Here is a 25,518-nt window from a genome sequence, read left to right on the forward strand (position 1 = left end):
CGCCGGAGGCGCCGGTGAACCGCCAGGCCGCGCCGCAGGCTGACGTGGTCGAGCAGGTCAGGTCGAAGGTGCCGGCCGCGCCGGAGGCGCCGGTGAACCGCCAGGCCGCGCCGCAGGCTGACGTGGTCGAGCAGGCGAAGTCGACCGTCGGCGAAGCCGCCCCGCAGGCCGAGGGCACGGTGCGCTCGGTGACCGACAAGGTCGCCGGGGCCACCGGCCAGCCGATCGAGCAGCCGGTGCCGCTGCCCGCACCGAAGACCGAGGCACAGCGCACCGAGCAGGCCACCGACGTGGTCGTGCCGGTGACCAGCTCCGTCGACCGGACCGTTCCGCTCAGCGTCGACCTCGGTGACCTCGGCAACGCGGCCACCGCCACCAACGCGGTCGGCGCGGTCGACGGCATGGTCAACGGCCGGCTGGACGACCACGGGCTGGCCGGCATCACCAGCGTGCTCGGCGTCTTCGACACCGCCTCCACGCTGACCGCCGAGGTCCCGGGCGTGGCCACCGTCGACGGCAGCTCGGTGAACGGCGTGACCGTCGACGCCATCGCGGACGTGCTGGTCGACATCAGCAACGGGCACGTGCACGGCTTCGGCGGGCTCGGCGGGACGCTGGCGAACTTCAGCACGCTGGACGTGGACGCCGGCGACCTCGGCTACCTGAACACCACGGCCGACGTCTACGGCTGGGTCGACGCCATCGTCGAGGCGACGGCGGAGCTGCCGTCCGGTGACGTGTACGGCTTCGTCTCCGCGGCTGCCGGCCTCGACAGCGTGCTCACGGTGGACGGCGAGCTGGTCGACCTCGTCGACCTGTCCGGCGTCGTCACCACCAGCGCGCTGGTGGACAGCTTCGTCGAGCTCACCGGCAACCTCGCCGACGGCGAGCTGGACGTGGTCGGCGGCATCACCACGATGCTCGACGCCACCGCGGACATCGACGGCTCGGTCGACGGTGTCGCTGACGTGGCCCTGGACCCGATGGTGTCCAGTACGTTGGACGAGACCCGCGACCTGCTCGAGGTGTCTTAAGTGAGAACCGCCAGGACTGCTCGGTGGAACGGCCGCATGCCGTTCCACCGTGCGGCCCTGCCTCGTGAGTCGACCTGTTGCACGGCGGCGCCGACCGTGCAGAGGGAAGCTCAGGAGGTGCCCTTCTGGCGGTCGACGACCGCTGCACTTGCTGGTACGCCGTTTGATCCCCGTCACGGCAGGCGCCGCAGCAGTGGTCGTGACATCCCCGGCACCCCACCTGGCGGCACGGGTGCCCGGGATGTCGTGGGTCAGAGTCTGGCCGTTCGGAGGGAGCGGCCGTGGCTCTGATGAGAGGGCGAGGTGGCCGCCGCGGTCCTGCCGCGGTGGCCACTCTCGTCATCTTCATTGGGATGCTGGCGATGGCTGGCCTCGGCTTGTTCATGGTCGGCACATCGGACTCCGGGGCTGAGGACCGGGGGGGTTCGGCCCCGGAGTCCACCCGGCCGACTCTCACCCCGTCGCCGTCGGTCTCCACGATCGGTCGGTCGAAACCGGTGCGGCTGGGTATCCCCGCGATGGACGTCGACAACAAGATGTCGAAGATCAGCCTCCGGAAGAACAAGAAGTCGCTGCAGCTGCCGCCGAAGCCGCGGCGGGCCGCGTGGTTCGACCGCTCGGTGTCGCCCGGCGAGATGGGGCCGTCGATCGTCGTCGGCTACATCGACGCCGGCGAGCGCGGCCCGGGTGTGTTCCGCAAGCTGCGCAAGCTGCGCTCCGGCCACGCGATCTACCTCACCCGCGCCGACGGCAAGATCGCGGCGTACCGGGTGCAGCGGGTCAAGAGCTACCCGCCGGGCAAACTGCCGGTGAAGAAGGTGTACGGGGGCACGAAGCAGGCCGCCTTGCGGATCGTGACGTGTGGTGGCTCGATGACCAAGTCGCAGCCACCGGCTAACGTCGTCGTGTACGCGCGTCTCGTGCACGTACAGGAGTCCTGACGACCAGCCCCTGGAGTCGTTGACCGATGAGCAGGAAGCGCCGCGGTGGCACCAGGCGGGCGCGTCACTCGACGAACCCATCGGCGCCGGCGAAGAAGCTGTTGCACGGCCGCGTGCTGTTGGTGCTCGCCGTGGTGGCGGTCGTCGTTGGCACCACGGTGGTCGGGTTGGCCAACCAGGGCCGCCAGTTGGTGCGTCCGCTCGACGCGGACGAAGGGGAAGCCACGCCGTCCGCGAGCGCCCCGAAGATCCATGGACCCGTAATGAAGAAGTCGCTGCCGTTGGCGATCAGGATCAAGGCGATCCGGCTCGAGTCCACGCTGGTCTCGCTCGGGCTGCAACGCGACGGCACGGTCGAGCCGCCGCCGGCCAAGCACGCCGACCACGCCGGGTGGTACGAGTCGTCGCCGACCCCCGGTGAGGCCGGCCCGTCGGTGATCCTTGGCTACCAGCAGCGGGTCGCGGGGATGCCGGCGCCGGTGTTCCGGCATCTCGGCAAGGTGCGCAAGCAGGACCGCATCGAGGTCCGGCGCGCCGACAAGACGGTCGCCGTGTTCGCCGTCGACCGGGCGGAGCGGTACACCGCAGAACGGTTCCCCACCGACGAGGTTTACGGGGCGGTCGACCACGCGGGACTGCGGCTGATCACCGCGACGGCACCCGGCCGGACACCGGCGGCGAGCGAGCGGAACGTGGTCGTCTACGCGTCGCTGGTGAAGAGCCGCAAGGCCGCCTGACCGATCCGCCGAAGCAACTGCGTGTCGCTAGGTTGTCACTTCCGTAATCGTCCGTTACAGTCGGTAACTGATGGCTACGGTTCGTGGTGCGAGTGGTGCCGGTTCGGCACTCTCCGTACAACAGCGGCGCTTCAGCCTGCTATGCCGTGGCCTCGTCGGCCGGATCCTGGTAATCGCCGCACTCGGTCTGCTCGGCTGGTGCGCGAGCCTGCTGTTCGCGTCCAACGACGCGGTCGCGGCCGAGCAGCCGGAGCAGTCCACCACCCTCAGCGACGCCCTGCTCGGAGAGCAGGGGCTCGTCGACCAGACCTCGCGCTCCGTGGACGACACGGTGCGCGGCTCGGTGTCCCGGCTGGACGAGCAGCACGCGGCACCCGACGCGGGTGCAGTAGCCGAGACGGACCGCGAGCAGCCGGCCGCCGACGCGGCGCCCGACCGTGAGCCGGCCGACGCGCGGACTGCCGAGACGCCGTTCGACCGGCGACTGAGCCTGGGCGCCGTGCGGGTGCCCAGCTCGCTGACCGCGCTCGGCGACGTTCACTCGGCGACCCGCAAGGTCGGGACGTACGTCGACGCCGGCAGCGGCGGCGTGGTGAGCTCGCTCGCCGGCGGCCTGCGACCGGTCCTCCCGAACGTCTCGCACTCCACCGCCGTGGCGGACCTGACCACGCTGGCGGGGCTGAGCGCGACCGACGGCCAGCCGCATGACTACGCGGTGCGCCCGGCGGCGAAGGCCGCCACGGCGTCCGGCACGGGGTCGGCTGCGACGCAGCGCCAGGCCGAGTCCGACGTCGACGCGCCGCGGTCCGCGAAGGCCGGTGCCGCCCCGCACGGCGTGCCCGGCGGCACCGGTGACGACAACGGCGACCAGTCGCCCGTCGTCCCGCCGCTGCGCGACGCGCCCGGCGGAACCACCACATCGACCAGCCAGATCGGTAACGGCAACGGAAGTGCCGGCAGCCACGCGATCGCTGAGCCCGTACGAGTGCTCGCCGCGTGGCGCCCTGCCACCGTTACCTGGCTCACAGACGCTGACATCTCTTCTGACGACGAAGGGAGACCTTCGGTATCACCCGACTGACGTCGGTCGGCGGTACCGAAGTGTGTCGTGGGTCTGGTCCCCTGCGGCACGTGTTCTCTCAACTGTCTGTCATTGAAGAAGGGAATCAAGTTCGTGAATACATGGGTGCGTAGATCACTCGAGGCCACGCTGCTCGCAGCAGGTTTTGTCGTCGTAGGCGCGGGCGTTGCGAACGCCGCCGAGGTCGACCCCGCCGAGCAGGCTCAGCCAGTGGCACAGCACGAACAGCAGCAGCTCCCGGGCGCTTCCGGGGCTAGCGACCTGGTGAACGGAACTCTCGGCGGCGCGCTTGGTGCGACCGGTGACGCCACCAAGGCCACCGAGGGTGTGACTGTCAAGCAAGCTCCCGAGGCGACCGAGGCCAAGAAGGCCACCAAGGCCACGAAGGTCACGAAGTCCGCGGTGAAGAGCGCTGCGACCAAGGCTCGGACCACGAAGGCAACTGGCAACCGCATTGCGCAAGACAAGATCGCTGGCAGCGGCGTCGGCAACGTCGGTGGGGTCACCGGCGGCGTCGGCAACATCGCCGGCGGCACTGGTGCGCTGAACGTCGTCGGCGGGCTCACGAACCCGGCCGGCGCGATCAACACCGTCCACGGCGTCGCCGGTGGCACCGGTGCGCTGAGCACCGTCGGCGGAGTGGCCGGTGGCACGGGTGCACTCGACACCGTCGGCGGGGTCGCCGGTGGCACGGGTGCACTCGACACCGTCGGCGGGGTCGCCGGTGGCACGGGCGCGGTCGACATCGTCGGCGGGGTTGCCGGCGGGACCGGTGCGGTCGACACCGTCGGCGGCGCCACCCAGGCGACCGAGACGGTGAGTGGCGTGACCGGCGGCATGACCGGCACGAGCGTTCGTCCGCTCGACCCGGGTCAGCAGGTGATGTCCCTGCTGAGCGTCGGCGGCCTGCAGCAGAACGCGTTCGGCAGCACCTACGCCCACCCGGTGGGTGGCCTGCAGCAGACCTTCCCGATCGTGGGTGAGGGTGCGTCCAGCCAGTTCGCACACCCGCTGGGCGGCCTGCAGCAGCACGAGGGCGGCAGCACGTACGCGCACCCGCTTGGCGCGGTCGCGCAGACCTTCGCCAACAACGGGTACGGCCCGTCCAGCACGTACGCCCACCCGGTGGGGTCCGTCATGCAGAACCAGGACGGGCACCTGTTCGCGCACCCGCTGGGTGCGGTGTCCAACGCGTTCCCGCGTGACGGCCACGCCGGCTCCAGCGTGTTCGCCCACCCGCTGGGTGGTCTGCAGCAGACCGACGGCGGCAGCACCTACGCGCACCCGGTGGGCGCGCTGGGCCAGACCTTCGCCAACGAGGCCTACGGTCCGTCCAGTGCGTTCGCGCACCCGCTGGGTGGCATCTTCCAGAACCAGTGGGGCAACCTGTACGCGCACCCGGTCGGCGCGCTGGGCCAGACCTTCGCCAACGACGGTCAGCCCGCGTCGAGCACCTACGCGCACCCGCTGGGTGCCGTGACCCAGAGTGGCCCGACCACGCTGTTCGCGCACCCGCTGGGTGGCCTGCAGCAGAACATCAACGGGTCCACCTACGCGCACCCGCTGGGCACCGCGATCCAGGCGTTCGACAACGAGGGCAGCAACGAGTCGCAGACCGTCGTGACCCCGTGGTCGAGCGTCACCCAGAACGCGGCCGGCTCCATGCACTGCTTCTTCGGGTTCTGCTCGGCGCAGAACGGGTTCGGTGGCATGACCACGCCGCTGGACAGCGCTGCCAGCGCCTACTCGGTCGCAGTGATGAGCACCGCGAGCGCGTTCGGCCTCGCCTGGAACTCGGTGAGCGGCAACACTGGCGGTGCCGTTGCGCTGCCGGGCATGGTCGCCTGAGTTGGGTAGTACCCGCGTAACACGCGATACCTGAGAAACACGTCAGGGCCGGCACCGCGAGGCGGTGCCGGCCCTCGACGTTTCCTCAGTACGTGGTGAGCAGCCGGTCGAGCACCCGCACGCCGAAGGTCAGAGCGTCCGCGGGCACCCGCTCGTCGACGCCGTGGAACATGGCCGCGAAGTCCAGCTCGGGCGGCAGCCGCAGCGGCACGAAGCCGAAGCCGCGCAGCCCCATCGGCTCGAACGTCTTGTTGTCGGTGCCACCGGAGAGGCAGTACGGCACCGCACGTGCCGCCGGGTCCTCGGCCTGCAGGGCGGCGATCATCGTCTCCACCAGGTGACCGTCGAAGCTGGTCTCGAGCGCGATGTCGTGGTGGATCAGCTCGCGCTTCACCTTCGACCCGAGCAACTCGTCGATGGTGGCGAAGAAGTCGTCCTCGTGGCCGGGCAGGAACCGGCCGTCCACCTCGGCGGTCGCCCGCCCGGGGATCACGTTGATCTTGTAGCCCGCGTCCAGCCGGCTCGGGTTCGCCGTGTGCTGCAGCGTCGCGCCGATGAACCGGGCCAGCGGGCCGAGCCGCTCCAGCGCGGGCGAGGGGTCGGCGGGGTCGAACGGGATGCCGAACGCGTCGCATACCTCGGCGAGGAACTTCTCCACCGTCGGCGTCAACGTGACCGGCCACTCGTACGAACCCAACCGCCCGACCACCTCTGCGAGCGCGGTGACCGGGTTGTCGTCGTTGGTCATCGAGCCGTGGCCCGCCGTGCCGTCCACGATCAGCCGCATCCAGGCCAGGCCCTTCTGCGCCGTCTCGATGAGGTAGAAGCGCAGGTCGGGGGAGACCTCGAAGGAGTAGCCGCCGACCTCGCTGATCGCGTGGTCGCAGCCGTCGAGGAGGTCCGCGTGGTGCTTGGCGAAGTACTTCGCGCCGTAGTTGCCGCCCGCCTCCTCGTCGGCCAGCCAGGCGAACACCACGTCGCGGCGCGGCTTGCGGCCGGAGCGCGCGTAGTGACGCAGCACCGCCAGCATCATCGCGTCCATGTCCTTCATGTCCACGGCGCCGCGGCCCCAGATGCAGCCGTCCTTGAGCTCCGCGGCGAACGGGTGGACCTGCCAGTCCGCGGCCTGCGCAGGTACGACGTCCAGGTGGCCGTGCACCAGCAGGGCGGGAAGCGAGGGGTCCTCGCCGGGGAGCCGGGTGACGATGCTCGTACGGCGCGGCGCGCTGTCGAACATGGTGTGGTCGAGCCCCACCTCGTCGAGCTGACCCGCGACGTACTCCGCCGCCTCGCGTTCGCCCGGGCCGGACCCGTCGCCCGGGTTGGTGGTGTCGATGCGGATCAGCCCGCGGCAGAGGTCCACGACCTCGTCCTCGGCGGTGACCGGCGGTGTGGCGGGTTGCCCAGCGCTCATGCCTGCCCCTCATCCCTCGCGGTCGGTCGGCTGGGTCCTATTCTGCCTCGGGCGCTCCCGCGGCCGTCACTGTCCGGGGTCGCCCGACCCCTCGTCCGTCCCGCACCGATTCGCCCTGCACGCCGGAAAGGTAAAATTTAGGTTAGGCGATCGGATCGCGCGGGGTGGCGATCCGATCGCTTTCTTCTTCGCCCGGCACCCAGAGCGAAGAGTCGGCGGCCCCGTTTTTGCGGGACCGCCGACTCTTACTGTGAGGGTGGGGGTCGGCTCTAGCAGTTCACGAACTCTGGACGCTGGTTGAGGACCTGGCTCTCGAGCGAGGTGAACTCGCGGTACTCCGGGGTGTTGCGGGCGTTCGGCGGGAAGACCGCGACCCGGTGGCAGTTCTGGAACGCGAGAACGACGTTGAAGTGCCGTTCCAACGCGGCCTTGATCGCGTTGCTCGACATGGCGCGCAGCAGCTGGCCACGGGCGGTCTCGTCTGGCGGCTCCTGTTGGTTGTCGGCGAAGGTGCGCTCCGTCGTCGCGAGCTCGGCGGCGAGCCGCGCGACCACGTTGTACGCGTACGGGAGCGAGGCGCGGACCACTTCGACGAAGTCGTGGTCGAGCACCCTTCCTCGGCGGGCGTCGTCGATCAGATTGGCGGGGACGGTCAACGACATGCGGTTCCTCCGGTCAGCACGAAGAGTTACTAAGTAACTACCAGTTGCAATCGTCGCTTCTGCTGACAACCATTGTCAATAGGCCAGGAAGACTGTGCTCACATCGTGGAAGGGCCCAGAACGAAGGGGGGCCGATGGCTCCTCACCCCCCGGGAGGCAGCCATCGGCCTTGGTGTCCATGCTGGCATGCCCGCCCCTGCGCTGTCAGCCTGCGGTCAGTGTGTCGCGAATCCACTGCACACGGTGGTGGGCGCCGATGTTGACTTACGCGCGTACGATGGAAGTACCAGCGTGCGAGCTGGCAACACAGTGTCGGGAGCGTGCTATGGGCACTGTCACTTTTCTACTGATGACACTGACGGCGCTGGTCGCGCTGTGGCTCGGTCTCGGGGTACGCGTCGTCAGGCAATTCGAACGCGGTGTTCTCTTCAGATTCGGTCGGGTGGTCGGTGAGCCGCGCGAACCCGGCCTGCGGTTCATCATCCCGGTCGTGGACCACCTGGAGAAGGTCAACCTGCAGATCGTCACCTTGCCGGTGCCGGCCCAGGAGGGGATCACCCGCGACAACGTGACCGTCCGCGTGGACGCGGTCGTCTACTTCAGGGTCGTCGAACCGATCCGTGCGATCGTCGACGTGGAGCACTACCGGTTCGCGGTCGAACAGGTGGCGCAGACGTCCCTGCGGTCGATCATCGGGAAGAGCGAGCTGGACGATCTCCTGACCAACAGGGAGCAGCTCAACCAGGGGCTGGAGCTGATGATCGACAGCCCCGCGGTCGGTTGGGGTGTGCACATCGACCGGGTGGAGATCAGGAACGTCGAGCTGCCCGAACAGATGAAGCGCTCGATGTCGCGTCAGGCCGAGGCCGAGCGCGAGCGCCGTGCGCGGGTGATCACCGCAGAAGGCGAGTACGCCGCGTCGCACCGGCTGGCCGAGGCGGCGCACGTGATGGCCGATACGCCGTCCGCGCTGCAGCTCCGGTTGCTGGAGACGGTGGTCGAGGTGGCGGCGGAGAAGAACTCCACGCTCGTGCTGCCGTTCCCGGTCGAGCTGTTGCGCTTCCTGGAACGCGGAGCGTCCTCCGCCGCATCCGCGGAGGACGGCCAGGCGGACGAGCAGCGGTCGAGCGCTGAGGTCGTCGCCGAGCTGACCGAGAAGCTGACCCAGCAGATCGGGCCGCGCAACGACGCCGACGTGCGGGAGGAGGCCACCACCTCGTAGCACCACGACGCCTCCGCGCAGCGGTGCGGCTGGAACCAACGCCGTGGCCTCGCGAGTTTGATGCGAGGATGGCGGCGCAGGCCGCTACCGCAGTATGGAGGTGTCGTGAGCAGGTTTCGCCGTAGTGTCGTCGACAGGTTCCGCCGGTTCCTGCGGAAACCGGGGAGCGTCGACCTCGCGCACGCCGAGGCCCTGCTGCCTGCGATCGGTGATCGCGAGGACGAGCTGCGTGAGCTCACCGACGTCGAGTTCACCGCGGCCGCCGCCGAGCTGCGCGACGCCGAGGACAAGATCGCGGACGCGTGGCTGGTCGAGCTGTGCGCGGTCGGCCGCGAGGCGGCCAGGCGTGCCCTCGGCGAGCGGCCGTTCGACGTGCAGCTGATCGGCGTGATCCAGTTGCTGGCCGGTCGGGTGGTGGAGATGGCCACCGGCGAGGGCAAGACGCTCACCGGGGCACTCGCCGCGACCGGGTTCGCGCTGCGCGGCGACCGGGTGCACGTGATGTCCGTCAACGACTACCTCGCCGGTCGCGACGCCGCCTGGATGGGGCCGGTCTACGAGCTGCTCGGCGTCAGCGTCGCGCCGATCGACCAGACGTCCACGCCGGACGAGCGCCGCGCCGCGTACCAGGCGGACGTGACGTACGCGCCGGTGAGCGAGGTCGGGTTCGACGTGCTCCGCGACCGGCTGTGCATCGACGCCGCCGACCGGGTGGTCCCCGAACCCGCGGTAGCGATCATCGACGAGGCCGACTCCGTGATGATCGACGAGGCGCGGGTGCCGCTGGTGCTCGCCGGCGCAGCCGAGCGTCCCGAGGCCAACCCCGAGCTCGCGGAGGTCGTCCGCACGCTGCGCCGCGGCAAGCACTACGAGCTCGACGACGAAGGCCGCAACGTGCACTACACGCCCGCGGGTATCGCCCAGGTCGAGAAGCACCTGGAGATCGAGGACCTCTACGCCCCCGACCAACTGCCGGTGCTCGCCGCCGCCAACACGGCACTGCACGCGCACACGCTCGTGCGCAAGGACGTCGACTACGTGGTGCGCGACGGCAAGGTGCTGCTCGTCGACGACTCCCGTGGACGCATCGCGCTGTTGCAGCGCTGGCCGGACGGTCTGCAGGCCGCCGTCGAGACCAAGGAAGGGCTCGACACCACGGAGAGCGGCGAGGTGCTCGACACCAGCACCATCCAGGCGCTGCTGCGCCGGTACCCGACGGTCTGCGGGATGACCGGCACGGCCGTGGCGGCGGGTGAGCAGCTGATGGAGTTCTACGGCCTCGACGTGGCCGTGGTGCCGTCGAACGTGGAGTGCGTGCGCGAGGACGAGCCGAACCGCGTCTACGCGACCCTCGCCGACAAGGAGGCGGCGATCGTCAAGGAGATCGCCGAGACGCACGAGTCCGGCCGCCCGGTGCTCGTCGGCACCGACAGCGTCGCCGAGTCCGAGCGCATCGCCCGCCAGCTGGAGCGCGCGGACCTGCCGTGCGTCGTGCTCAACGCGAAGAACGACGCCGAGGAGGCGGCGGTGATCGCGGAAGCGGGCGCGTACGACGCCATCACCGTCTCCACGCAGATGGCCGGCCGCGGCACCGACATCAAGCTCGGCGGCGCCGACGGCTCGGGCCGCGACCAGGTCGTCGAGTTCGGCGGCCTTTACGTCATCGCCACCAGGCGGCACTGGTCGTCGCGACTGGACGCGCAGCTGCGCGGCCGCGCCGGCCGCCAGGGCGATCCCGGTGGTTCCGTGCTGTTCGCCAGCCTGGAGGACGAGCTGGTCACGCAGAACGTGCCGGATGCCGAGTGCGCCGCCGACGCCGAGCCGGACGGTCAGCTCTACGACGAGAAGGCCGTGCACATCGTCGAGCACGCGCAGCGGGTCGCCGAAGGCGTGAACCAGGAGATCCACCGCAACACGTTCAAGTACAACAAGCTGCTCGAGGGTCAGCGGTCGATGCTGCTGGACCGGCGGGAGCGAGTGTTGACCGCCGACGCCGGGGCCGAGGAGCTGCGCGACCGGTGCGAGGAACGGTACGAGGAGCTCGCCGAGGACGTCGACGACGAGGTGCTGCAGGCGGCGTGCCGGCAGATCGTGCTGTACTACCTGGACCGCGCGTGGGTCGACCACCTGGCCTACCTCAGCGACCTGCGCGAGGGCATCCACCTGCGCACGCTGGCGCGGGAAGACCCGCTGAACGCGTACAACAAGGAAGCGATCAGAGTCTACGAAGAGGTGCTCGCGGAGGCCGACGAGAAGGCCGACGAGACGTTCCGCGCGGCGACCATTACGAACGACGGCGTCGATCTCGACGCGATCGGGTTGAAACGCCCCACGGCGACATGGACGTACCTGGTCGGGGACAACCCGTTCGGTTCGGAATGGGACCGCGCGTTGAAGACGATCACCGGCAAGAGCAAGCTGGGTCGCCGGTAGCAGGTGGTCTAGGCCAGTCCCTGTAGCAGCCGGTGACGGTCACCGGCCGCAAACCCGTTGGCAGCAGGGCTTTCTCGGATCGTGGACGCGCCCGCCGATGGCCTAGGTAACGGACCGTTCGATTCGGCTGCGGCGCCTATCGCCGATCGTCGCGGATCAACTGGCACAGGTCACGCCTATCGCCGGTTGCTACTACTGAGCCCAGACACGCGCAGGACAACACAACACAACCGGAGGCCCGGGGGGTCGACGGGAGTGGCGATGAGTATCGCCGCGGTGCCAGGACCGCCCGACTGTGCCGGCGGGCGGGAACAGTGTGCGGTCGCTGCTGCGACCGTCGAGACGAGGGAACTGGTCGTGGCCGACTTGTTCGGTGCCGACCACGCGCGACTGGTGCGGATGGCCGTGTTCCTCGGTGCCGACGGCGATGCCGAGGACGTCGTCGCCGAGGCGTTCCTTGAGCTGCACCGCAACTGGCACCGGCTGCGTGACGTCGCCGCGGCGTCCGCGTACCTGCGTGGCACGGTGCACAACCTGGTGCGGATGCGGCTGCGCCGCCGAAGCGTGGAACGCAGGCACGCCAGCAGGATCGTCGGCGACGCGGAGTCCGCCGAGGTTGCGGTGCTGTGGCGCGAGGACCAGTGGGAGGTACGCCGTGCGTTGTGCCGTCTCCCTGCCCGCCAGCGCCAGGCGGTCGTGTTGCGCTACTGGCTCGACCTGAAGGAGGCGGAGATCGCGGCCGCCATGGGCATCAGCGAGGGCGCGGTGAAGTCGCACATGTCACGCGCCATGGCGACGCTCACCCGCGTGCTGCAGCGGGGCCGCAGCACGCGGGCCAGTTGACCGAGTTCATCAGCCGAGCGCCTTCGACACCTCCCAGACCGCCTTTGCGACGCCGTCGACGTCGTCCTCGTTGTGGAAGAGGTGCGTCGACACCCGCACCGGGTAGTGGAACTGCTCCGAGCCGATCACCGGCACGTTGACGTTCCTGATCGTGTAGCCGTACTCACTGCGCACCCGCTGGACCAAGGTGTTCGACTTTTCCTGGTTGGTGATGTCCGCAGGTCCTGGAACGGGTTCCACGACGTGAGCGCGCTCCAAGCCGCTTGTCCGCCATCGGTGAGTAGAACGCCTTCTTACCCCAGCGGTCGGCGACGTTCTCCTTCAGCCGCCCGCCGAGCCCGAGGATGTAGTCCTCTATCCGTTGCCGACCGATGCGGTCCCAGACGGTGAACGTGGTGTCGAGCGCCGTCATGGTCGCCAGGCTGCCGTTGCCGACTGAGGTCATGTACCGGCCGAGGTCGTACGACTCCTCCGCTCCCGTCGTACGCGGCGGCAGGCCGCCGTCGTACGGGTAGGAGCTGGAGATGACCGGCCAGAACTCAGGCAGTGGGTTCGGGTTGTGGTCGGTCACTTGTTCCGCATGTAGATGACGCCGGTGCCGGCAGGTCCGCACTGCCACTTCGCGCACGAGCCGGCGAAGAAGTCGATACCGAGCGCGCGGTAGCCGAACGCGAACATGCCCGGCACGCGCGCACCGTCGACGACGGTGATGAGGCCGTGCTCTTGCGCGAGCTCGGCCAGCATCTTGATCGGCAGCATGGTGCCGGTCTTGTACGTCGGTGCGGAGAAGAGCATCACCTTCGTACGCGGTGTGATCCCGTTGCGGACAGCTCGACGTAGTCTTCCGCTTCCTGGTCGTCGCCGACGGGAACCGGTAGCTCCGTGATGGTCACACCGTGCCGGTCCCTGGCGATGCCCATCGGGCCGAGCCCGCCGGGGTGCTCGTGTGTCGTGGTGATGATCTCGTCGGTGGCCCCGAGGTTCAGCCCGGCCACCACCTTCGCCATGCCGTCGCTGGTGTTGTGCGACAGGGCGATCTCGTCCATGTCGCAGCCGAAGTCCTGCGCCGCGTGCTCGCGTACGTCGTCGAACGAGGAGTACGCGGAGATCGCGAACTTGGCGACCTCGCGGTTCTGCTCGTCGTAGACGTCAAGTACCTCCATCGGCGGCGAGCCCACGGTGCCCACGTTCATGAACGTGGACTTCTTGTCGAGGGTGAACAGCTTGCGTACGTCGTCCCAGTAGTCCTTGGTTGCGGCGCGGCCAGCGAGGTCGGCGGACGTGCCCTGGCTGGGTGCGGCGTAAGCGGTCGTCGGCAACGTCACGCCGGTGCCGACGGCGGCCGCGCCGGCGGCCACCATGCCGAGCAGCCCGCGCCGCGACAGCTGCGAACGTTGTGCCAGGTCCTCGGGGGTTCGGTGATCGGTCACTGTTGCTCCTTCCGTGCCGGCTGTCAACGGACCGCGATCGCGGAGATCTCGATGTCGGCGTCCCTGGGCAACCGGGCGACCTGTACGGTCGCGCGCGCCGGTGGGTCGTGCGGGAAGAACTCCGCGTACGCCGCGTTGAAGCGCTCGAAGTCGTCGAGGTCGGCGAGGTAGACGGTCGTGCTGACCACGTTGCGCGTGGTCATGCCGTCGGCACGCAACACCGCGTCGAGGTTCTTGAGCACCCGCTCTGTCTGCTCCTCGATTGGTGCGTCGGCGAGCACCTCGCCGGTCTCTGGATCCATCGGCAACTGGCCGGAGAGATACAGCGTCGGGCCTGCGCCTATGCCTTGCGAGTACGGGCCGATCGCCTCGGGGGCTTCACTCGTCTCGATGACGCGGTGCTTGTGTGTCGCACCGACGGGTTGTGATCCGGTGAGCAGTCCGCTGCCGAGCAGCACCACACCAGCCAGGGCAGTGGCGGCGAGGAGTATCGCGCGAGCGGGTCGGTGACGTAGTTGGGTGTCCATCGAGGCACCACTCCTTGGCGCTGAGAGGGAGCACTAGGAGGTTGCCGAGTGGTGGGCGATGGTTTACCCGGTGTTTGCGCGGCCTAGCCGGGTAGCCAGCCGACGTGGTCGCGTAGCAGTGCGTAGCCGACGAACGCGACGACGTCCAGCAGCGTGTGCGCGAGCACCAGCGGCCACAGCCGGTTGGTCCGTTGCCAGATGCGGCAGAAGATCACGCCCATCACCAGGTTGCCGACGAAGCCGCCGAAGCCCTGGTACAGGTGGTACGAGCCGCGGAGCACGGCCGACGCGAGCAGCGTCGTGTTCTCGCGCAGGCCGAACTGCCTGAGCCTGGTGGCCAGGTAGCCGACCACGAGCACCTCCTCGGCCCAGGCGTTGCCGGCGGCCGCGAGGATCAGCGTCGGCACCCGCCACCAGTGGTCGCCGAGGGTGGTGGGCTGGACGGTGAGGTTGAGGTCGAGGGCCTGGGCGGCCAGGTAGAGACCGAGCCCCGGGATGCCGATGCAGGCGGTCAGCAGGAGCCCGCCGAGCAGGTCGCGTCCTGGGCGCGTCCGGTCGAGGCCGACGAACCGTGGCGCGAGACCACCCCGCCACAGCAGGTAGACGGCGATGCCGCCCCACGCGGCGAGCTGCACCACGCCGGCGAGTTGGAAGCCGAGATCGATCCACGACTGCGCCGCCTGCGAGACGTTGAGCGCCGTCTTCTGTTCGCCGAGCTTCTCCGGCTTCGCCAACGCTTCGAGCAGCGAGAGCAGGCTGCGGAAGCCGGACAGCCCGAGCGTCATGGCGAAGACGATGGTGAGCTCGATGCCGTTGCCGCGGCGCTCCGCGGGTTCGACGAGCACTGCCGGTTCATCGGGTCGCGACGGAGCGACCCAGTGGCGAAGTCGAGATGGCACGCAAGCAACGTATCGTGCGATTGGCGGTAGGTTACTGAGCACGATGAATGCGTCCTACGAAGTTCGGCATGCCCGTGCCGAGGACTACGAGGCGATCGAGCCGGTGCTCGACGACTGGTGGGGCCACCCGATCGCGTCGGTGCTGCAACCGCTGTTCCTCGACCATTTCCACGACACCAGCTACGTCGCCGAGAAGGACGGCGAGCTGGTGGGCTTCCTGGTCGGCTTCCTCTCGCCGGCCAGGCGCGACGTGGCGTACATCCACTTCGTCGGGGTGCGTCCCGACATGCGCCGCAGCGGGCTCGCCCGCGACCTCTACGGCAGGTTCTTCGAGCTGGCCCGCGCCGACGGCCGTACGGAGGTGTGGGCGGTCACCGGGCCGATCAACGAGACGTCGGTGAAGTTCCACCAGGCGCTGGGCTTCACCGTACGCGGCCCGGTGCGCGGCTACCTCGAGTTCCGCAAGTCCCTCAGCTAGCGCAACGCGCGCGCGTACACCGTGGTGAGCGGGCCCAACCGGTCCCACGCCGACCAGCTGACGGTGCGTCCGTCCAGGCGGGCGCGCAGCAGCTCGAGCGCGGCGTGCCAGCCGGCGCACCCGTCCGGTCCGACCTCGTAGCCGTCCAGCAGGTCGGTGAAGACCAGCCGGCACCCGCCGGCTTCTTCGGCCAGCTCCCAGCGCAGCGTCTCGCCACCCCACATGTACTCGAGCAACCGGTGTGGTTCCGCGACCGGCACCACGCCGGTGCCGAATGAGTCCTCGCCGTCCGGGATCGCCATCGCCTGCTTCGCCTCGGGGGTGGCGGTGAACGCCACCCGTGCGCCGGCGGTGAGATCGCGGTCGACCACGCGGCGAACCAGGCGCGCAGCTCGTCCGCCTCGGTGAGCGCGTGCCACACCTTCGCCGGTGGGTGTGGCAGCAGCCGCTCGAACCGCAACGCCGTCCGGTCGTCGACCGTCACCACCGTGCCGAGCCGGTCGTCGTCCGCGCTCGCCGTCACCAGCGTGGTGAGGGCGTCCAGGCAACGCCGCCAGCCCTCGCCGGCACCGGGTGCGGCGTTCGCCTCGGCGAACGTGTGGGTGAAGACCAGCGTGCATCCGGCATCGTCCGGGCGGAGCTCGAAGTGCGCCAGGTCGTCCTCCTCGCTGAACGCGAAGACCCGCGGCGGGTCGAGCTCCCGTACGACCCCGGCCAGGGTGGTGCCCTCGCCGTCGTCGAAGCCGATCTTCCCGCCGACGGTGAGGTCGAGCTCGGTGACGGTGAACGGGTACCACTGGCTGAGGTGCGCCGGTTCGGTGAGCGCGCGCCACACCTTCTCCTGCGGGTGGTCGAGGTGGCGCTCGAAGACCAGCGCGAGCCTGCCGTCGGCGGTGCGTCGCGGTTCGTGCATCACTGCCCGTTCTCCAGGCGGGCGGCGTACATGTCCCGCAGCTCGTCGGTGCGGTCGGCCGGCCACGGGCAGCGCACGTCGCCGTGCAGGGCGGCGAACAGCAGCTCGAGGTGCGTCTGCCAGGCGGCAAGCAACGTGGCGCGCAGGTGCGCGAGGTGGCTCGGGACGGTCTGGGTGACCACCAGCCTGGTGCCGATGGGCTGTTGCTCGGGGCACTCGAACCGCACCCGCCCGGCGGGCGCGCCTTCGTGTAGCCAGGTGTACTCGACGGTGCGCTGCGCTGCTACGTCGGTGATCGTGCCGGTCTGCACGTAGCCGTGGGTGAGCTGGACGGGCGGCGCGGCGCCCGGGTCGAGCTCGCCGCCGCCGGTGAGCAGCTGCCAGACCTGGTCGGGTGACTGCACGAGATCGCGCTCGAACCGCACCACCCAGCCGTCGGCTGCGGGTTCTGCGGTGCCGTCGCCGAGACCGAACTCCGCGACGTAGCGCTCGGCGCGCTGCCACCACGACTCCGTCGCCTCGGCGGACGTGCCGTCCAGCCGGGCGGCGAGCAGGCCCAGGCAGCCATCCCAGCCGGCCGCCTGCCGTGCCGTCGACGGCAGGTCGCCGTGCGTGCCGGTGCCCGACAGCGTTTGCGTGAAGATCAGCCGGCAGCCTTCGGCGGTCGGCAGCAGCTCGAACCGCAGTACCGACTCGGCCCAGCAGAACGCGTACACCTTGGGCGGGTCGAGTTCCAGGACCTCCCCGGTCTCGCTGCCGGTCGCGTCCATGTCCGGGTTGTGGCCCTCGAAGCTGAACCGCATCGGCGCGCCGATCGCCAGGTCGGTGGTGACCGTGGCCGGGAACCAGTGCAGCATCTCGGCCGGGTCGGTGATCGCCCGCCACACCTTCTCCTGCGGGTGCGCCAACAGCCGTTCGAACCGCAGCGTCAGCCTGCCCTCGAGGGTGTGCAAGGTAGCCAATGGTGTGTCCACTGCAGGTACTCCTCCCGTCGTCAGTCGTCCGGCATGGTGTCGAGGTGGCGCTCGAGGGCGTCCAGGCTCGCGTTCCACAGCTCGCGGTAGGGGGCGAGCCAGGCGTCGACCTCGGCCAGCGGTTCCGGCCGCAGCCGGTACCAGCGACGCTGCGCATCGTGCCTGACCTCCACCAGCCCGACCTCGCGGAGCACCTTCAGGTGCTTCGAGACGGTCGGCTGCGCCAGGGCGAGCTGCTCGACCAGTTCCCCCACCGGCCGCTCCCCGGCGCGGAGCAGATCGAGGATCTCCCGCCGCCGCGGTTCGGCCAGTACCGAGAACGTACTTTCCATTTGAGCAATATAGCCCTCTGAGAATATACGGTGTCAAGGCTCTGTTAGCGGCGAGTATCAGACGCGTCCGGGCCCGCGCAGGAAGCGGCCGGCGCGCGCGTCGACCGGATGTCCGCCGTCGGCGACCAGCTGGCCGCGCAGGTACGTACGTACCGGCCGGCCGGTGACCGGCCTGCCGTGGAACGGGGTCCAGCCGGCCTTGGAGATGACGTCCTCGTTGCGCAGCGTGCGTTCCGCCGCCGGATCGACGAGCACGACGTCCGCGTCCGCGCCGGGGGCGAGCCGGCCCTTGCGCGGCCACAGCCCGTACGTCTTCGCCGGGGTCTCCGCATAGACGCGCACCACGTCCTCGTACGCGAGCTCGCCGCGCGCGGTGGCGTCGAGCAGGATCGCCATGGTGCTGTCGAGCCCGGGCAACCCGAAGTGGACGTTCCAGATGTCGCCGGCTCGCTTCTGCTCCAGGGTGGACGGTGCGTGGTCGGTGGACATGTGGGTCAGCACGCCGTTGCGCAGCAGCCGCCACATCTCCGCCTCGTCGTGCCCGGTGCGTGCGCGCGCCGGCGGGGTGAACTTGCGCAGCGCGCCGTGGTCGTGCACCTCGTCCTCGCGCAGCAGGAAGTACTGCGGGCAGCCCTCGGCGGCCAGGTTCGCGCCGCGCCGGCGCTCCGCGGCCACGTACGCCGCGACCTCGGGGTTGCTGACGTGCGCGACGGTGGCCCGCGCGCCTGTGCGCCTGACCAGCAGGGCCGCCACGGCTGCGGCTACCAGCTCGGCGTCGTGGCTGCGCCACTCGGTGAGCAGGCCGGCGTCCGACCTGCCCTGCTCGCGCAGCAGCGTCTCCGCGGACGCGGTGAGCGACTCGTCCTCGCAGTGCAGCAGGCTGACCCCGCCGGCGAGCGCGGTCGCCGCCAGATGCGCCTTGAGTGCCGCCGCGTCGTGACCGGGCACGCCGTGCGTGGTGCAGGTGAACACCTTGAAGAACGCGACGCCGGCGGCCCACAGCGCAGGGACCGCGTCGGCGTGTCCCGGCCACGCGTGCGCGGCGAGCCCGAAGTCGACGTTCGCGCGTCCGTGCAGGTAGTCCAGCTTCGCCGCCAGGTCGTCGACGGTGCGTACGGGTTGGCCGTGTGCGTGCTCGACGATGGTGGTGACGCCGGCCACGGCGGCGGCGTTCGTTCCAGTGGGGAAGTCCTCCCGCTCGGTGCTGCCCGGGTCCATCAGGTGCACGTGCGTGTCCACCCCGCCGGGGAGCACGAGCAGGCCGCCGGCATCGACGGTCGCCGCAGCGCTCGGCACGTCCGCGCCGACGGCGACCACGCGCCCTTCCGCGACGGCGACGTCCGCCCGGCGCCGCCCCTCCGGCGTGACGACTGTTCCGCCAGCGATCACCAGGTCAGCTTCGGCCATGCCCGGATCCTCTCAGGATCACCGGCGGCCGTCACTGCTGGCGAACTCGCTGCCTCCGGGTGTATTAACGGAGCTGTTGCTCCCTCCATTGATGCACCACCGGGCGCACCGAGTTTGCCGCGGGCCGCGGTGGCCCCCGCCTAGTCCCCCGTTTTCGTGGTGGGGGTCACCGCTCACGCTGGGCTGACCGTGCGTAGATCCGTGCTGCATAGCGGAGTGCCTCGGGCGCGCGGGGTCCGTCTTCTGCGGTTCCTGCGTATCGGGCCGGCAGCCGGGTTAGTAGTTGAGGCATGGAACTCGTCACGGCTCCCCGAGTCGAGCCTCCGGACGAAGGTGGCGTGGACCCGGTACTGATGCAGGAACGGGACCGCATCGCGTCCCAGCTGACCGACCGGCTGGTCCGACGGATGTATGCCGTGGGCCTGACCCTCCAGCGTGCCTCACAGCACGCCGACGACCCCGACGTACGCGACATGCTCGCCACGGCGGTGACCGACCTGGACCAGGCAATCTGCGAGGTTCGCAAGATCGTGTTCGACGTCCCGGACTGAGGACGGTCCACGTGGTGGGCAGGGGCGGGGTCGAACCGCCGACCTTTCGCTTTTCAGGCGAACGCTCGTACCAACTGAGCTACCTGCCCTGGTGCGACCACGCCAGTCGTGGACACCCACAACCGCGTTTGGCCGCGCGGTGCAGTCTAGCTGACCTGGTCGTGGGCGTGCGGAGAGGTCTGCCTCCTTGGTCGTTGCCCCGGTGGTCGCCAGCTCATCCGGATGGCCGCGATGAAGTAGACGAGGTTCATCACGATGCCGAAGGCCAGCACGGTCGCGTACGCGAGGACGGGCAGGTCGTATCGCCACTGCGTCGCGGCGACCGTGAGCAACGCGCCCGGCAGCGAGGCGAACACCAACCGCATCACACGCGGAGTCTTGCGCGACAGCTGCGGCCCAAGCGCGACGACCATGACGACCGGCCAGCAGGTACCAGTCCTCGGCGCCGCTGTCGTCGAGCACGGCGTTCGCCACCTGATGGGCGACCGCCAGCATGGCCACCGCCCGGGCCAAGCGGAACCCCACCGCCGGTTCCGGCTTCGCCTGCCTGGCGGGACCGGACTGCCGTGGGTGCGGCTGCGGCGCCTGCCCGGTGGGACGAGACGGGTGTGGGTGTGGGTGCGGCGCCGGCGCGCCGTGCGGCCGCGGAGCGGCGCGAGCGCGCTGCATCGCGGTGTCCTGGGCCCGCCACACCACCGCCGCGAGCGCGCTGGCGACCCTGGCCAGCTCAGTCTCCCTGGCCGGATCGCCCGGCGCACCAGGGCACGCCGTGGCCAGCCCGACCGTGGCCGGACCGCCCGGAACCGGGGGGTGCTGGTGTCGTCGGTCCGACCGTGGCGGGACTGACCTGCGCAGCAGTGGCCAGCCCGGTCGTGGCTGTATCACCGGGGATCGCAGGCCCCGGTGTGGCCGGCCCAACGGTGGTCGGATCGCCCGGGTGCGCGGGTGTTGGTCAGTGGTTCGGCCGGTGCCGCAGGGGTCGGGGTCGCCGGGGCGGTCGGCGGCGCCTCGGGCGCTGCGGCGGTTAGCGGGCCGAGCTGGCGGAGCACCTCGAGGCTGGCGTCGAAGCGTGCGGCTGTGTCGCCGGACGTGCTGTTCTTGCCGGCGTGTAGGACGTCGGCGCGGTAGGTCTCGAGTACCTGGGCGACGTCCGTGCCGGTGGCGTCCGGGGCCAGCCGGCCCGGTGATCGCCTGGTGAGGATCGCGCCGAGTTGTAGGCGCGGACGCCGGACGCCGTCTCGAGGAGCTCGCTCCACGCGATGTCGGCGAAGAACTCGCCGCCGGCAGCGCCCGGCGCACTCGCGTCGAGTACGGCGACCGCCCGGTCGCGGAGTTCGTCACTCATCGGCTCACCTGGTGGGTAGCGGTGGGTGCAGCGGGGCGCCGGTGGGCTCGCCGGTGCCCGTGCCGCTCGGGCTGCCCGACCCGGTACCGCTGGTGGTCGGGCTGCCGCTGGACGGGGACTGTCCGCTGGACGACTGCGACGGGCTGTTCGAACCGGACGACGACTGGCTCCCCGATGACGATGACGACGGCGTCTGCGACTGGCTCGTCGACTGCGACGGCGAGCCAGAGCCTGAGGACGGCGACTGCGACGGGTCGGGATCGCCCCCGCCGCCACACCGCGCGAATAGCAGCAGCATGAGGATCAGCAGGCCGAGCAGCACGATGGTGACGACCACCCACCACCACCACGGCCGCTTCGGCCGCAGCGACCGCCGCCGTTCACCCGGCGTGAAGCCGGCGTGCGCCGGATACTGCGTGAACGGTTGGAAGTAGCGCGCGGTGGCGTTGTTGGACGACAGCTCCTCGAGCACCCGCTCCGCGCCGGGGTGGACGCCGTCGTACGTCGTCGCCACCCAGGGCCGGCCGCCGTCGAGGTTCGCGGCGAGCACCCGGGCCCCGTCGCCGGCGTCGTAAAGCTCGGCCGGGTCGGCGACCTCACGGAACCGCGCCTGCATGGCTGGATCTTCGGCGGCGGGCCCGGTGAGGGTCGCGATCGCCGCGCGCCGCCCTTCCTCGTCCGAGCCGAGGAAGACCACGCCGGACGGGCTGTCCGCGAGCCGTGCGTCCACGTGGAACGGCCCGAAGGCCGCGGGGTCGCCTGGCTGGATTGGTCGCGTCACGTACGTCCTCGGCAGGGGTCTGGCTGGCGGGACCAAGCCTACGGCCGTTTCCTGTACGCCAGGGGCCCAGGTGGCGGCTGGCAGGAATCCGCGCCCAGGACGAGAATCGGTGGGTATGGCACTCCGTACGAAGACCACGTGGTGGGGCGTCGTGCTCGACGCCGCGGACGGCGTCGCGCTCGCGCACTTCTACGCCCGGCTGCTGGGTTGGCAGGTCTTCCACGAGGGCGACGGCGGAGCAGCGGTCGCGCCGTCGGCGGACGCCGGCTACAACCTGGCCTTCGAGACGGAGGAGCACTACGTGCCGCCGGTGTGGCCCACCGAGCCGGGGGAGCCGCAGATGTCCATGCACCTCGACGTCGAGGTCGACGACCTGGAGGAGGCCGTCGCGTATGCGGTGGGTGTCGGCGCGGAGCTCGCGTCGTACCAGCCGCAGGAGACAGTGCGGGTGCTGCTCGACCCGGCCGGCCACCCTTTCTGCCTCTACCTGGACCAGGGGAAGGGAGCGGAGCCGACATGACGGCAGTCCTGCTGCGGCCGCGCTCACCGATCGTGTCGGTGGGTGTGGCGGAGTGTGCGGGCGGGCTGACGGCGGTGCTTCTCGGCAGCAGGTTGGTCGGATGGCGGCGGGCGGTGGCGGTTGCCGCCGGCGTGACGATCGCGACGGTAGGGCCGGCGTCCTTCTGGTACTGGACGAGGATCCGCGAGGTGTGCTTCGACGGTAGAGGCGTCGAGCTGCGGGGGTTCGGCACGGCGGTGTGGCTGTCGTGGGCGGAGATCGAGTTCGTGCGGTCCGAACGGCTCGGTCCGACCACGTTCCTGGTCGCGCGGGCGTCGTCCGGGCGCCGGCTGCCGCTGCTTTCGCCCTTCCGCCGCCGGTTCGCGGCGCGCCTCGGTGTGCCTGAAGCGAGCAGTCTCCTGGTTCTGCGGACCACCGATTTCGCCAGTGGCCCGGCGGTGTTCGGCGCGGCCCTCCACTCGTACGCCCCGCCGTCCGTACGGGTCGACTGGCAGCTGTCGGCCTGACGGAGGGATCGAGGTAGCCATGGCCAATCCGGCCGACGAGCACCGCGCCATCGCAGGCGTCTTCACCGACCGCGTTCGCGGCGTCCAGCCGGACGCGTGGGACAACCCGGCGCCGTGCGAGGGGTGGGTCGCGCGCGACGTGGTGGGCCACCTCGTCGAGTGGTTCCCGGCGGTCCTGTCCTCCGGAGCTGGCGTACAGCTGCCGAAGGGGCTGTCGGTCGACGACGACCCGCTGGCGGCGTGGCTCGTCCAGTGCGAGGCGGTGCAGGCACTCCTCGACGACCCGGCCACGCCGGGGAAGGTGTTGTCGAACCCGCACATCGGCGACGTACCGCTCGACCGTGCGGTGGACTCGTTCTACACGGTGGACGTCTTCATGCACACCTGGGATCTCGCCCGCGCGACCGGCCAGGACGAGCGTCTCGACCCGGACAAGTGCGCAGAGCTGCTCGACGCGATGCTCCCGATGGACGACGCGCTGCGCGCGAGCGGCCACTTCGGCCCGCAAGTACCGGTAGCCGACGACGCGGACGTGCAGACCAGGTTGCTCGCCTTCATCGGCCGGACGCCCTGAGCGGTCACCAACCGATGCCCGAGCTGCAGCTCGTGCGCCAGGACCACGCTCCGGCTCTGCGCGCCTTCGAGGAGGAGAACCGGGCCTATTTCGCCGCCTCGGTGCCGGATCGCGGCGACGCGTACTTCACCGAGTTCGCCGAGCGGCACCGTCAACTGCTCGCCTGGCAGGCCGAAGGGACGGACTTCTTCCACGTGCTGGTGGAAGACGACGGCACGATCGTGGGCCGGGTCAACCTTGTGGAGGCGGCCGAGGGCGCGGCGGAGCTCGGCTACCGAATCGCCGAACGGGCAGCCGGGCGAGGCGTGGTCACGGCGGCAGTGCGGCAGGTATGTGCACTAGCGGTCGCCGAGTACGAATTGACCGTGCTACGCGCAGCAACGACGGTCGACAACATGGGGTCCAGGACCGTACTCGTCCGCACCGGCTTCGTCCCGGTCGGCGAGGTGGTCCTGAGCGGCTGTCCAGGTATCAGCTTTCGACTGGAGCTGTAGGGGCGGTTACAGCTCAGGTCGTGCCGACTTCGGTCATAGGCTGAATCTCGCACGTGGTGGACAGGAGGCTGATGTGGCCGAGACGACGGTGGCCGAGGTGCTGGCCGAGCTGGCCGAGCTCGAGGACCCGAGGACCCGCGAGGTGAACGAGCAACACGGTGACGATCACGGGGTGAACCTCGGCAAGCTGCGCGCGCTCGCGAAGCGGCTGAAGACGCAGCAGGAACTCGCGCGCCAGCTCTGGGAGACCGATGACACCGCGGCGAGACTGCTGGCGATCCTGATCTGCCGCCCGAAGGCGTTCGAGCGTGACGAGTTGGACGTCATGTTGCGCAAGGCGCGCACACCCAAGGTGCACGGCTGGCTCGTGAGCTACGTAGTGAAGAAGAACCCGCACTCCGAAGAGCTGCGCCTGGCCTGGTCCGCCGATCCGGATCCGGTGGTCGCGAGCGCCGGCTGGGCGCTGACCACCGAACGGGTGAGGAAGAAGCCCGAGGGCCTCGACCTCGCAGGACTGCTCGACGTCATCGAAGCGGAGATGAAAGACGCCCCGGATCGCCTGCAGTGGGCGATGAACGAGTGTCTGGGGCAGATCGGCATCGAGCACGCCGAGCACCGCACCCGTGCGATCGACATCGGTGAGCGCCTAGAGGTGCTCAGGGACTACCCGACTTCCCCGGGCTGCACGTCTCCGTTCGCGCCCACCTGGATCACCGAGATGGTGCGCCGACAGCACGACAAGTAGGAAGGTTCGCGCTCGCTGGACTGATGAACGCTCTAATTCGGTCGTCGGAAGCGGCTTTGTGGCACGACTGCGATCGGCACGAGTTCGACCAGGAGCTCTGGTACAACAAGGCCAGGTACCTGGATGAGCGCACTGGCCGGCGCAGACTCGACGGGAAAGTGTCGCGCGCGTACCTCTTGGATCGCGGGAAGGTCATTGCGGTCGAGGAAGTAGATGGTCATCGAGACGATGTCGTTGAGGGTACCGCCGACACTGTCGAGGATGACGCGGACGTTGTCGATGGACTTCTCCATCTGGGCGTGAGCGCTGTCGGCGCCGACGACTTTGCTGTCCTTGTCCCAGGCGACCTGGCCGGTGACGTGGATGACTTCGCCTGGTCCCTGGATTACTCCTTGGGAGAATGCTCGCCCGTTCGGCGCCCACACCTCCGCCGGGTTGAAACCGTCAGCCATCGCCGCCTCCCATGTCGGTTACCGAGCGGAGCTTACTTGTCAGCTTGGCCTGATGGGTTACTCCCCGGGATAATGGGGTCGTGGCTGACGTGGAACTCATCGGCGTTCCTTTTGATGGATGGGGGCGGTTGGGTCACAACGAGGCCTTGGCGGCGAGAGTGTTGTGTGATGCTGGCGTGGTTGAGGTTTTTGGTGCGCATCCGGTGGTGTTGGGTGATGATTTGGTGTTGCTGTCTGGTCCGGGCGCCGGCCGCGGGTTGAGGATTTCACTGGTCGATGAGGCGGCGCTGTTTGCCATGGTCGGGGCCCTTGGGGTCACGTGTTCCGGGGCGGTAGCTGGTGGCCGTTTCTGTTTCCGTTGGTCTATGGCGGTGA

31 protein-coding genes, 1 tRNA gene and 1 pseudogene are annotated in these 25,518 nt (G+C 69.8%); 16 read left to right on the top strand and 17 right to left on the bottom strand.

What is annotated here, in order from left to right; all coding sequences use genetic code 11:
- Positions 1-14: 14 nt before the first annotated feature.
- The 4 genes from GEV07_24815 to GEV07_24830 all read left to right on the top strand — a co-directional run bounded on the left by GEV07_24815 (position 15) and on the right by GEV07_24830 (position 3,793).
- Complete coding sequence (locus tag GEV07_24815) at positions 15-1,034, top strand: hypothetical protein (GenBank protein ID MQA05798.1); 1,020 nt, start codon at positions 15-17, stop codon at positions 1,032-1,034.
- 281 nt (positions 1,035-1,315) lie between these two features.
- Positions 1,316-1,975: a sortase gene (locus GEV07_24820; protein ID MQA05799.1), complete on the top strand. Its 660-nt coding sequence runs from the start codon at positions 1,316-1,318 to the stop codon at positions 1,973-1,975.
- A gap of 26 nt (positions 1,976-2,001) precedes the next feature.
- Entirely contained in the window at positions 2,002-2,712 is a 711-nt protein-coding gene (locus tag GEV07_24825) for a sortase (protein MQA05800.1), read from the top strand.
- Between the two features lie 70 nt (positions 2,713-2,782).
- The gene (locus GEV07_24830; protein ID MQA05801.1) at positions 2,783-3,793 is read left to right on the top strand and encodes a hypothetical protein; all 1,011 of its coding nucleotides are present in this window, start codon (positions 2,783-2,785) and stop codon (positions 3,791-3,793) included.
- A 203-nt stretch (positions 3,794-3,996) separates the two neighbouring features.
- On the opposite strand, the gene GEV07_24835 is transcribed toward GEV07_24830, so the two are convergent.
- Positions 3,997-4,641: a hypothetical protein gene (locus tag GEV07_24835; protein ID MQA05802.1), complete on the bottom strand. Its 645-nt coding sequence runs from the start codon at positions 4,639-4,641 to the stop codon at positions 3,997-3,999.
- Here GEV07_24835 and GEV07_24840 point away from each other — a divergent pair.
- Positions 4,631-5,641, top strand: a complete 1,011-nt coding sequence (locus tag GEV07_24840; GenBank protein MQA05803.1) for a hypothetical protein — start codon at positions 4,631-4,633, stop codon at positions 5,639-5,641. The two genes, GEV07_24835 and GEV07_24840, sit on opposite strands and share 11 nt — an antisense overlap.
- Positions 5,642-5,726: 85 nt before the next feature.
- Here GEV07_24840 and GEV07_24845 read toward each other — a convergent pair whose 3' ends face one another.
- Positions 5,727-7,055 carry a M20/M25/M40 family metallo-hydrolase gene (locus GEV07_24845; protein ID MQA05804.1) on the bottom strand — a complete coding sequence of 443 codons (1,329 nt, stop codon included), beginning with the start codon at positions 7,053-7,055 and terminating at the stop codon, positions 5,727-5,729.
- Positions 7,056-7,324: 269 nt separating this feature from the next.
- A complete protein-coding gene (locus GEV07_24850; protein ID MQA05805.1) occupies positions 7,325-7,717 on the bottom strand; it encodes a hypothetical protein in 393 nt (130 codons plus the stop codon).
- A gap of 325 nt (positions 7,718-8,042) precedes the next feature.
- Here GEV07_24850 and GEV07_24855 point away from each other — a divergent pair, with 325 nt between their 5' ends.
- The 3 genes from GEV07_24855 to GEV07_24865 all read left to right on the top strand — a co-directional run bounded on the left by GEV07_24855 (position 8,043) and on the right by GEV07_24865 (position 12,215).
- On the top strand, positions 8,043-8,939 hold the full coding sequence (locus GEV07_24855) for a slipin family protein (protein ID MQA05806.1): 897 nt from the start codon (positions 8,043-8,045) through the stop codon (positions 8,937-8,939).
- A 60-nt stretch (positions 8,940-8,999) separates the two neighbouring features.
- A complete protein-coding gene (locus tag GEV07_24860; protein MQA05807.1) occupies positions 9,000-11,372 on the top strand; it encodes an accessory Sec system translocase SecA2 in 2,373 nt (790 codons plus the stop codon).
- 261 nt (positions 11,373-11,633) lie between these two features.
- Positions 11,634-12,215, top strand: a complete 582-nt coding sequence (locus tag GEV07_24865; GenBank protein ID MQA05808.1) for a sigma-70 family RNA polymerase sigma factor — start codon at positions 11,634-11,636, stop codon at positions 12,213-12,215.
- A gap of 163 nt (positions 12,216-12,378) precedes the next feature.
- On the opposite strand, the gene GEV07_24870 is transcribed toward GEV07_24865, so the two are convergent.
- The 5 genes from GEV07_24870 to GEV07_24890 form a co-directional block, all read right to left on the bottom strand.
- On the bottom strand, positions 12,379-12,786 hold the full coding sequence (locus GEV07_24870) for a hypothetical protein (GenBank protein ID MQA05809.1): 408 nt from the start codon (positions 12,784-12,786) through the stop codon (positions 12,379-12,381).
- Positions 12,783-13,010, bottom strand: a complete 228-nt coding sequence (locus GEV07_24875; GenBank protein ID MQA05810.1) for an aminotransferase class V-fold PLP-dependent enzyme — start codon at positions 13,008-13,010, stop codon at positions 12,783-12,785. Before GEV07_24875 ends, GEV07_24870 begins: the two co-directional genes overlap by 4 nt.
- Entirely contained in the window at positions 13,010-13,645 is a 636-nt protein-coding gene (locus GEV07_24880; GenBank protein ID MQA05811.1) for an aminotransferase class V-fold PLP-dependent enzyme, read from the bottom strand. The genes GEV07_24875 and GEV07_24880 overlap by 1 nt, the downstream gene beginning before the upstream one ends.
- A gap of 23 nt (positions 13,646-13,668) precedes the next feature.
- Positions 13,669-14,172, bottom strand: coding sequence for a RidA family protein (locus GEV07_24885; GenBank protein MQA05812.1), 504 nt, complete (start codon positions 14,170-14,172; stop codon positions 13,669-13,671).
- An 83-nt stretch (positions 14,173-14,255) separates the two neighbouring features.
- The gene (locus tag GEV07_24890) at positions 14,256-15,071 is read right to left on the bottom strand and encodes a CPBP family intramembrane metalloprotease (GenBank protein MQA05813.1); all 816 of its coding nucleotides are present in this window, start codon (positions 15,069-15,071) and stop codon (positions 14,256-14,258) included.
- A 43-nt stretch (positions 15,072-15,114) separates the two neighbouring features.
- On the opposite strand from GEV07_24890, the gene GEV07_24895 reads away from it, so the two are divergent.
- Positions 15,115-15,549 (top strand): GNAT family N-acetyltransferase, encoded by a 435-nt coding sequence (locus GEV07_24895; protein MQA05814.1) that lies wholly within the window; start codon positions 15,115-15,117, stop codon positions 15,547-15,549.
- Between the two features lie 586 nt (positions 15,550-16,135).
- Here GEV07_24895 and GEV07_24900 read toward each other — a convergent pair.
- The 4 genes and pseudogenes from GEV07_24900 to GEV07_24915 form a co-directional block, all read right to left on the bottom strand.
- Positions 16,136-16,462 (bottom strand): annotated as a pseudogene (locus GEV07_24900) (hypothetical protein).
- Entirely contained in the window at positions 16,462-17,436 is a 975-nt protein-coding gene (locus tag GEV07_24905; GenBank protein ID MQA05815.1) for a hypothetical protein, read from the bottom strand. The pseudogene GEV07_24900 and the gene GEV07_24905 overlap by 1 nt, the downstream one beginning before the upstream one ends.
- Before the next feature lie 20 nt (positions 17,437-17,456).
- Positions 17,457-17,768, bottom strand: a complete 312-nt coding sequence (locus GEV07_24910) for a metalloregulator ArsR/SmtB family transcription factor (GenBank protein ID MQA05816.1) — start codon at positions 17,766-17,768, stop codon at positions 17,457-17,459.
- Positions 17,769-17,825: 57 nt separating this feature from the next.
- Positions 17,826-19,175 carry an amidohydrolase family protein gene (locus GEV07_24915; protein ID MQA05817.1) on the bottom strand — a complete coding sequence of 450 codons (1,350 nt, stop codon included), beginning with the start codon at positions 19,173-19,175 and terminating at the stop codon, positions 17,826-17,828.
- A gap of 290 nt (positions 19,176-19,465) precedes the next feature.
- Between GEV07_24915 and GEV07_24920 the strand changes: the two genes are divergently transcribed.
- Positions 19,466-19,726 (top strand): hypothetical protein, encoded by a 261-nt coding sequence (locus tag GEV07_24920; protein MQA05818.1) that lies wholly within the window; start codon positions 19,466-19,468, stop codon positions 19,724-19,726.
- A 12-nt stretch (positions 19,727-19,738) separates the two neighbouring features.
- On the opposite strand, the gene GEV07_24925 is transcribed toward GEV07_24920, so the two are convergent.
- The 4 genes from GEV07_24925 to GEV07_24940 form a co-directional block, all read right to left on the bottom strand.
- Positions 19,739-19,815: transfer RNA gene (locus GEV07_24925), tRNA-Phe, on the bottom strand.
- A gap of 57 nt (positions 19,816-19,872) precedes the next feature.
- Entirely contained in the window at positions 19,873-20,139 is a 267-nt protein-coding gene (locus tag GEV07_24930; GenBank protein MQA05819.1) for a hypothetical protein, read from the bottom strand.
- A gap of 468 nt (positions 20,140-20,607) precedes the next feature.
- Positions 20,608-20,982, bottom strand: a complete 375-nt coding sequence (locus GEV07_24935; GenBank protein ID MQA05820.1) for a hypothetical protein — start codon at positions 20,980-20,982, stop codon at positions 20,608-20,610.
- A gap of 93 nt (positions 20,983-21,075) precedes the next feature.
- Complete coding sequence (locus GEV07_24940) at positions 21,076-21,852, bottom strand: hypothetical protein (GenBank protein ID MQA05821.1); 777 nt, start codon at positions 21,850-21,852, stop codon at positions 21,076-21,078.
- A gap of 115 nt (positions 21,853-21,967) precedes the next feature.
- On the opposite strand from GEV07_24940, the gene GEV07_24945 reads away from it, so the two are divergent.
- From GEV07_24945 to GEV07_24965, 5 genes are all read left to right on the top strand, one after another.
- Positions 21,968-22,372, top strand: coding sequence for a VOC family protein (locus GEV07_24945; protein ID MQA05822.1), 405 nt, complete (start codon positions 21,968-21,970; stop codon positions 22,370-22,372).
- A complete protein-coding gene (locus tag GEV07_24950; protein ID MQA05823.1) occupies positions 22,369-22,878 on the top strand; it encodes a hypothetical protein in 510 nt (169 codons plus the stop codon). The genes GEV07_24945 and GEV07_24950 overlap by 4 nt, the downstream gene beginning before the upstream one ends.
- 19 nt (positions 22,879-22,897) lie before the next feature.
- Positions 22,898-23,452, top strand: coding sequence for a TIGR03086 family protein (locus GEV07_24955; protein MQA05824.1), 555 nt, complete (start codon positions 22,898-22,900; stop codon positions 23,450-23,452).
- Positions 23,453-23,466: 14 nt separating this feature from the next.
- Positions 23,467-23,946, top strand: coding sequence for a GNAT family N-acetyltransferase (locus GEV07_24960; GenBank protein MQA05825.1), 480 nt, complete (start codon positions 23,467-23,469; stop codon positions 23,944-23,946).
- A gap of 73 nt (positions 23,947-24,019) precedes the next feature.
- Positions 24,020-24,691 (top strand): DNA alkylation repair protein, encoded by a 672-nt coding sequence (locus tag GEV07_24965; protein ID MQA05826.1) that lies wholly within the window; start codon positions 24,020-24,022, stop codon positions 24,689-24,691.
- 32 nt (positions 24,692-24,723) lie between these two features.
- Here GEV07_24965 and GEV07_24970 read toward each other — a convergent pair whose 3' ends face one another.
- Entirely contained in the window at positions 24,724-25,143 is a 420-nt protein-coding gene (locus GEV07_24970; protein MQA05827.1) for a RidA family protein, read from the bottom strand.
- Positions 25,144-25,223: 80 nt separating this feature from the next.
- On the opposite strand from GEV07_24970, the gene GEV07_24975 reads away from it, so the two are divergent.
- The coding region (locus GEV07_24975; protein ID MQA05828.1) for an arginase family protein at positions 25,224-25,518 on the top strand (295 nt) is incomplete at its 3' end.

This window comes from Streptosporangiales bacterium (genome assembly GCA_009379825.1).
Taxonomy (GTDB): Bacteria; Actinomycetota; Actinomycetes; order Streptosporangiales; family WHST01; genus WHST01.

Bases quoted from the DNA above. Each gene is read 5' to 3' on its own strand.
- GEV07_24825 (MQA05800.1), top strand. From the start codon at position 2,002: ATGAGCAGGAAGCGCCGCGGTGGCACCAGGCGGGCGCGTCACTCGACG.
- GEV07_24830 (MQA05801.1), top strand. From the start codon at position 2,783: ATGGCTACGGTTCGTGGTGCGAGTGGTGCCGGTTCGGCACTCTCCGTA.
- GEV07_24840 (MQA05803.1), top strand. From the start codon at position 4,631: ATGACCGGCACGAGCGTTCGTCCGCTCGACCCGGGTCAGCAGGTGATG.
- GEV07_24845 (MQA05804.1), bottom strand. From the start codon at position 7,055: ATGAGCGCTGGGCAACCCGCCACACCGCCGGTCACCGCCGAGGACGAG.
- GEV07_24850 (MQA05805.1), bottom strand. From the start codon at position 7,717: ATGTCGTTGACCGTCCCCGCCAATCTGATCGACGACGCCCGCCGAGGA.
- GEV07_24855 (MQA05806.1), top strand. From the start codon at position 8,043: ATGGGCACTGTCACTTTTCTACTGATGACACTGACGGCGCTGGTCGCG.
- GEV07_24860 (MQA05807.1), top strand. From the start codon at position 9,000: ATGCGAGGATGGCGGCGCAGGCCGCTACCGCAGTATGGAGGTGTCGTG.
- GEV07_24865 (MQA05808.1), top strand. From the start codon at position 11,634: ATGAGTATCGCCGCGGTGCCAGGACCGCCCGACTGTGCCGGCGGGCGG.
- GEV07_24875 (MQA05810.1), bottom strand. From the start codon at position 13,010: ATGCTCTTCTCCGCACCGACGTACAAGACCGGCACCATGCTGCCGATC.
- GEV07_24885 (MQA05812.1), bottom strand. From the start codon at position 14,172: ATGGACACCCAACTACGTCACCGACCCGCTCGCGCGATACTCCTCGCC.
- GEV07_24895 (MQA05814.1), top strand. From the start codon at position 15,115: ATGAATGCGTCCTACGAAGTTCGGCATGCCCGTGCCGAGGACTACGAG.
- GEV07_24910 (MQA05816.1), bottom strand. From the start codon at position 17,768: ATGGAAAGTACGTTCTCGGTACTGGCCGAACCGCGGCGGCGGGAGATC.
- GEV07_24915 (MQA05817.1), bottom strand. From the start codon at position 19,175: ATGGCCGAAGCTGACCTGGTGATCGCTGGCGGAACAGTCGTCACGCCG.
- GEV07_24920 (MQA05818.1), top strand. From the start codon at position 19,466: ATGGAACTCGTCACGGCTCCCCGAGTCGAGCCTCCGGACGAAGGTGGC.
- GEV07_24930 (MQA05819.1), bottom strand. From the start codon at position 20,139: ATGGTCGTCGCGCTTGGGCCGCAGCTGTCGCGCAAGACTCCGCGTGTG.
- GEV07_24945 (MQA05822.1), top strand. From the start codon at position 21,968: ATGGCACTCCGTACGAAGACCACGTGGTGGGGCGTCGTGCTCGACGCC.
- GEV07_24950 (MQA05823.1), top strand. From the start codon at position 22,369: ATGACGGCAGTCCTGCTGCGGCCGCGCTCACCGATCGTGTCGGTGGGT.
- GEV07_24955 (MQA05824.1), top strand. From the start codon at position 22,898: ATGGCCAATCCGGCCGACGAGCACCGCGCCATCGCAGGCGTCTTCACC.
- GEV07_24960 (MQA05825.1), top strand. From the start codon at position 23,467: ATGCCCGAGCTGCAGCTCGTGCGCCAGGACCACGCTCCGGCTCTGCGC.
- GEV07_24970 (MQA05827.1), bottom strand. From the start codon at position 25,143: ATGGCTGACGGTTTCAACCCGGCGGAGGTGTGGGCGCCGAACGGGCGA.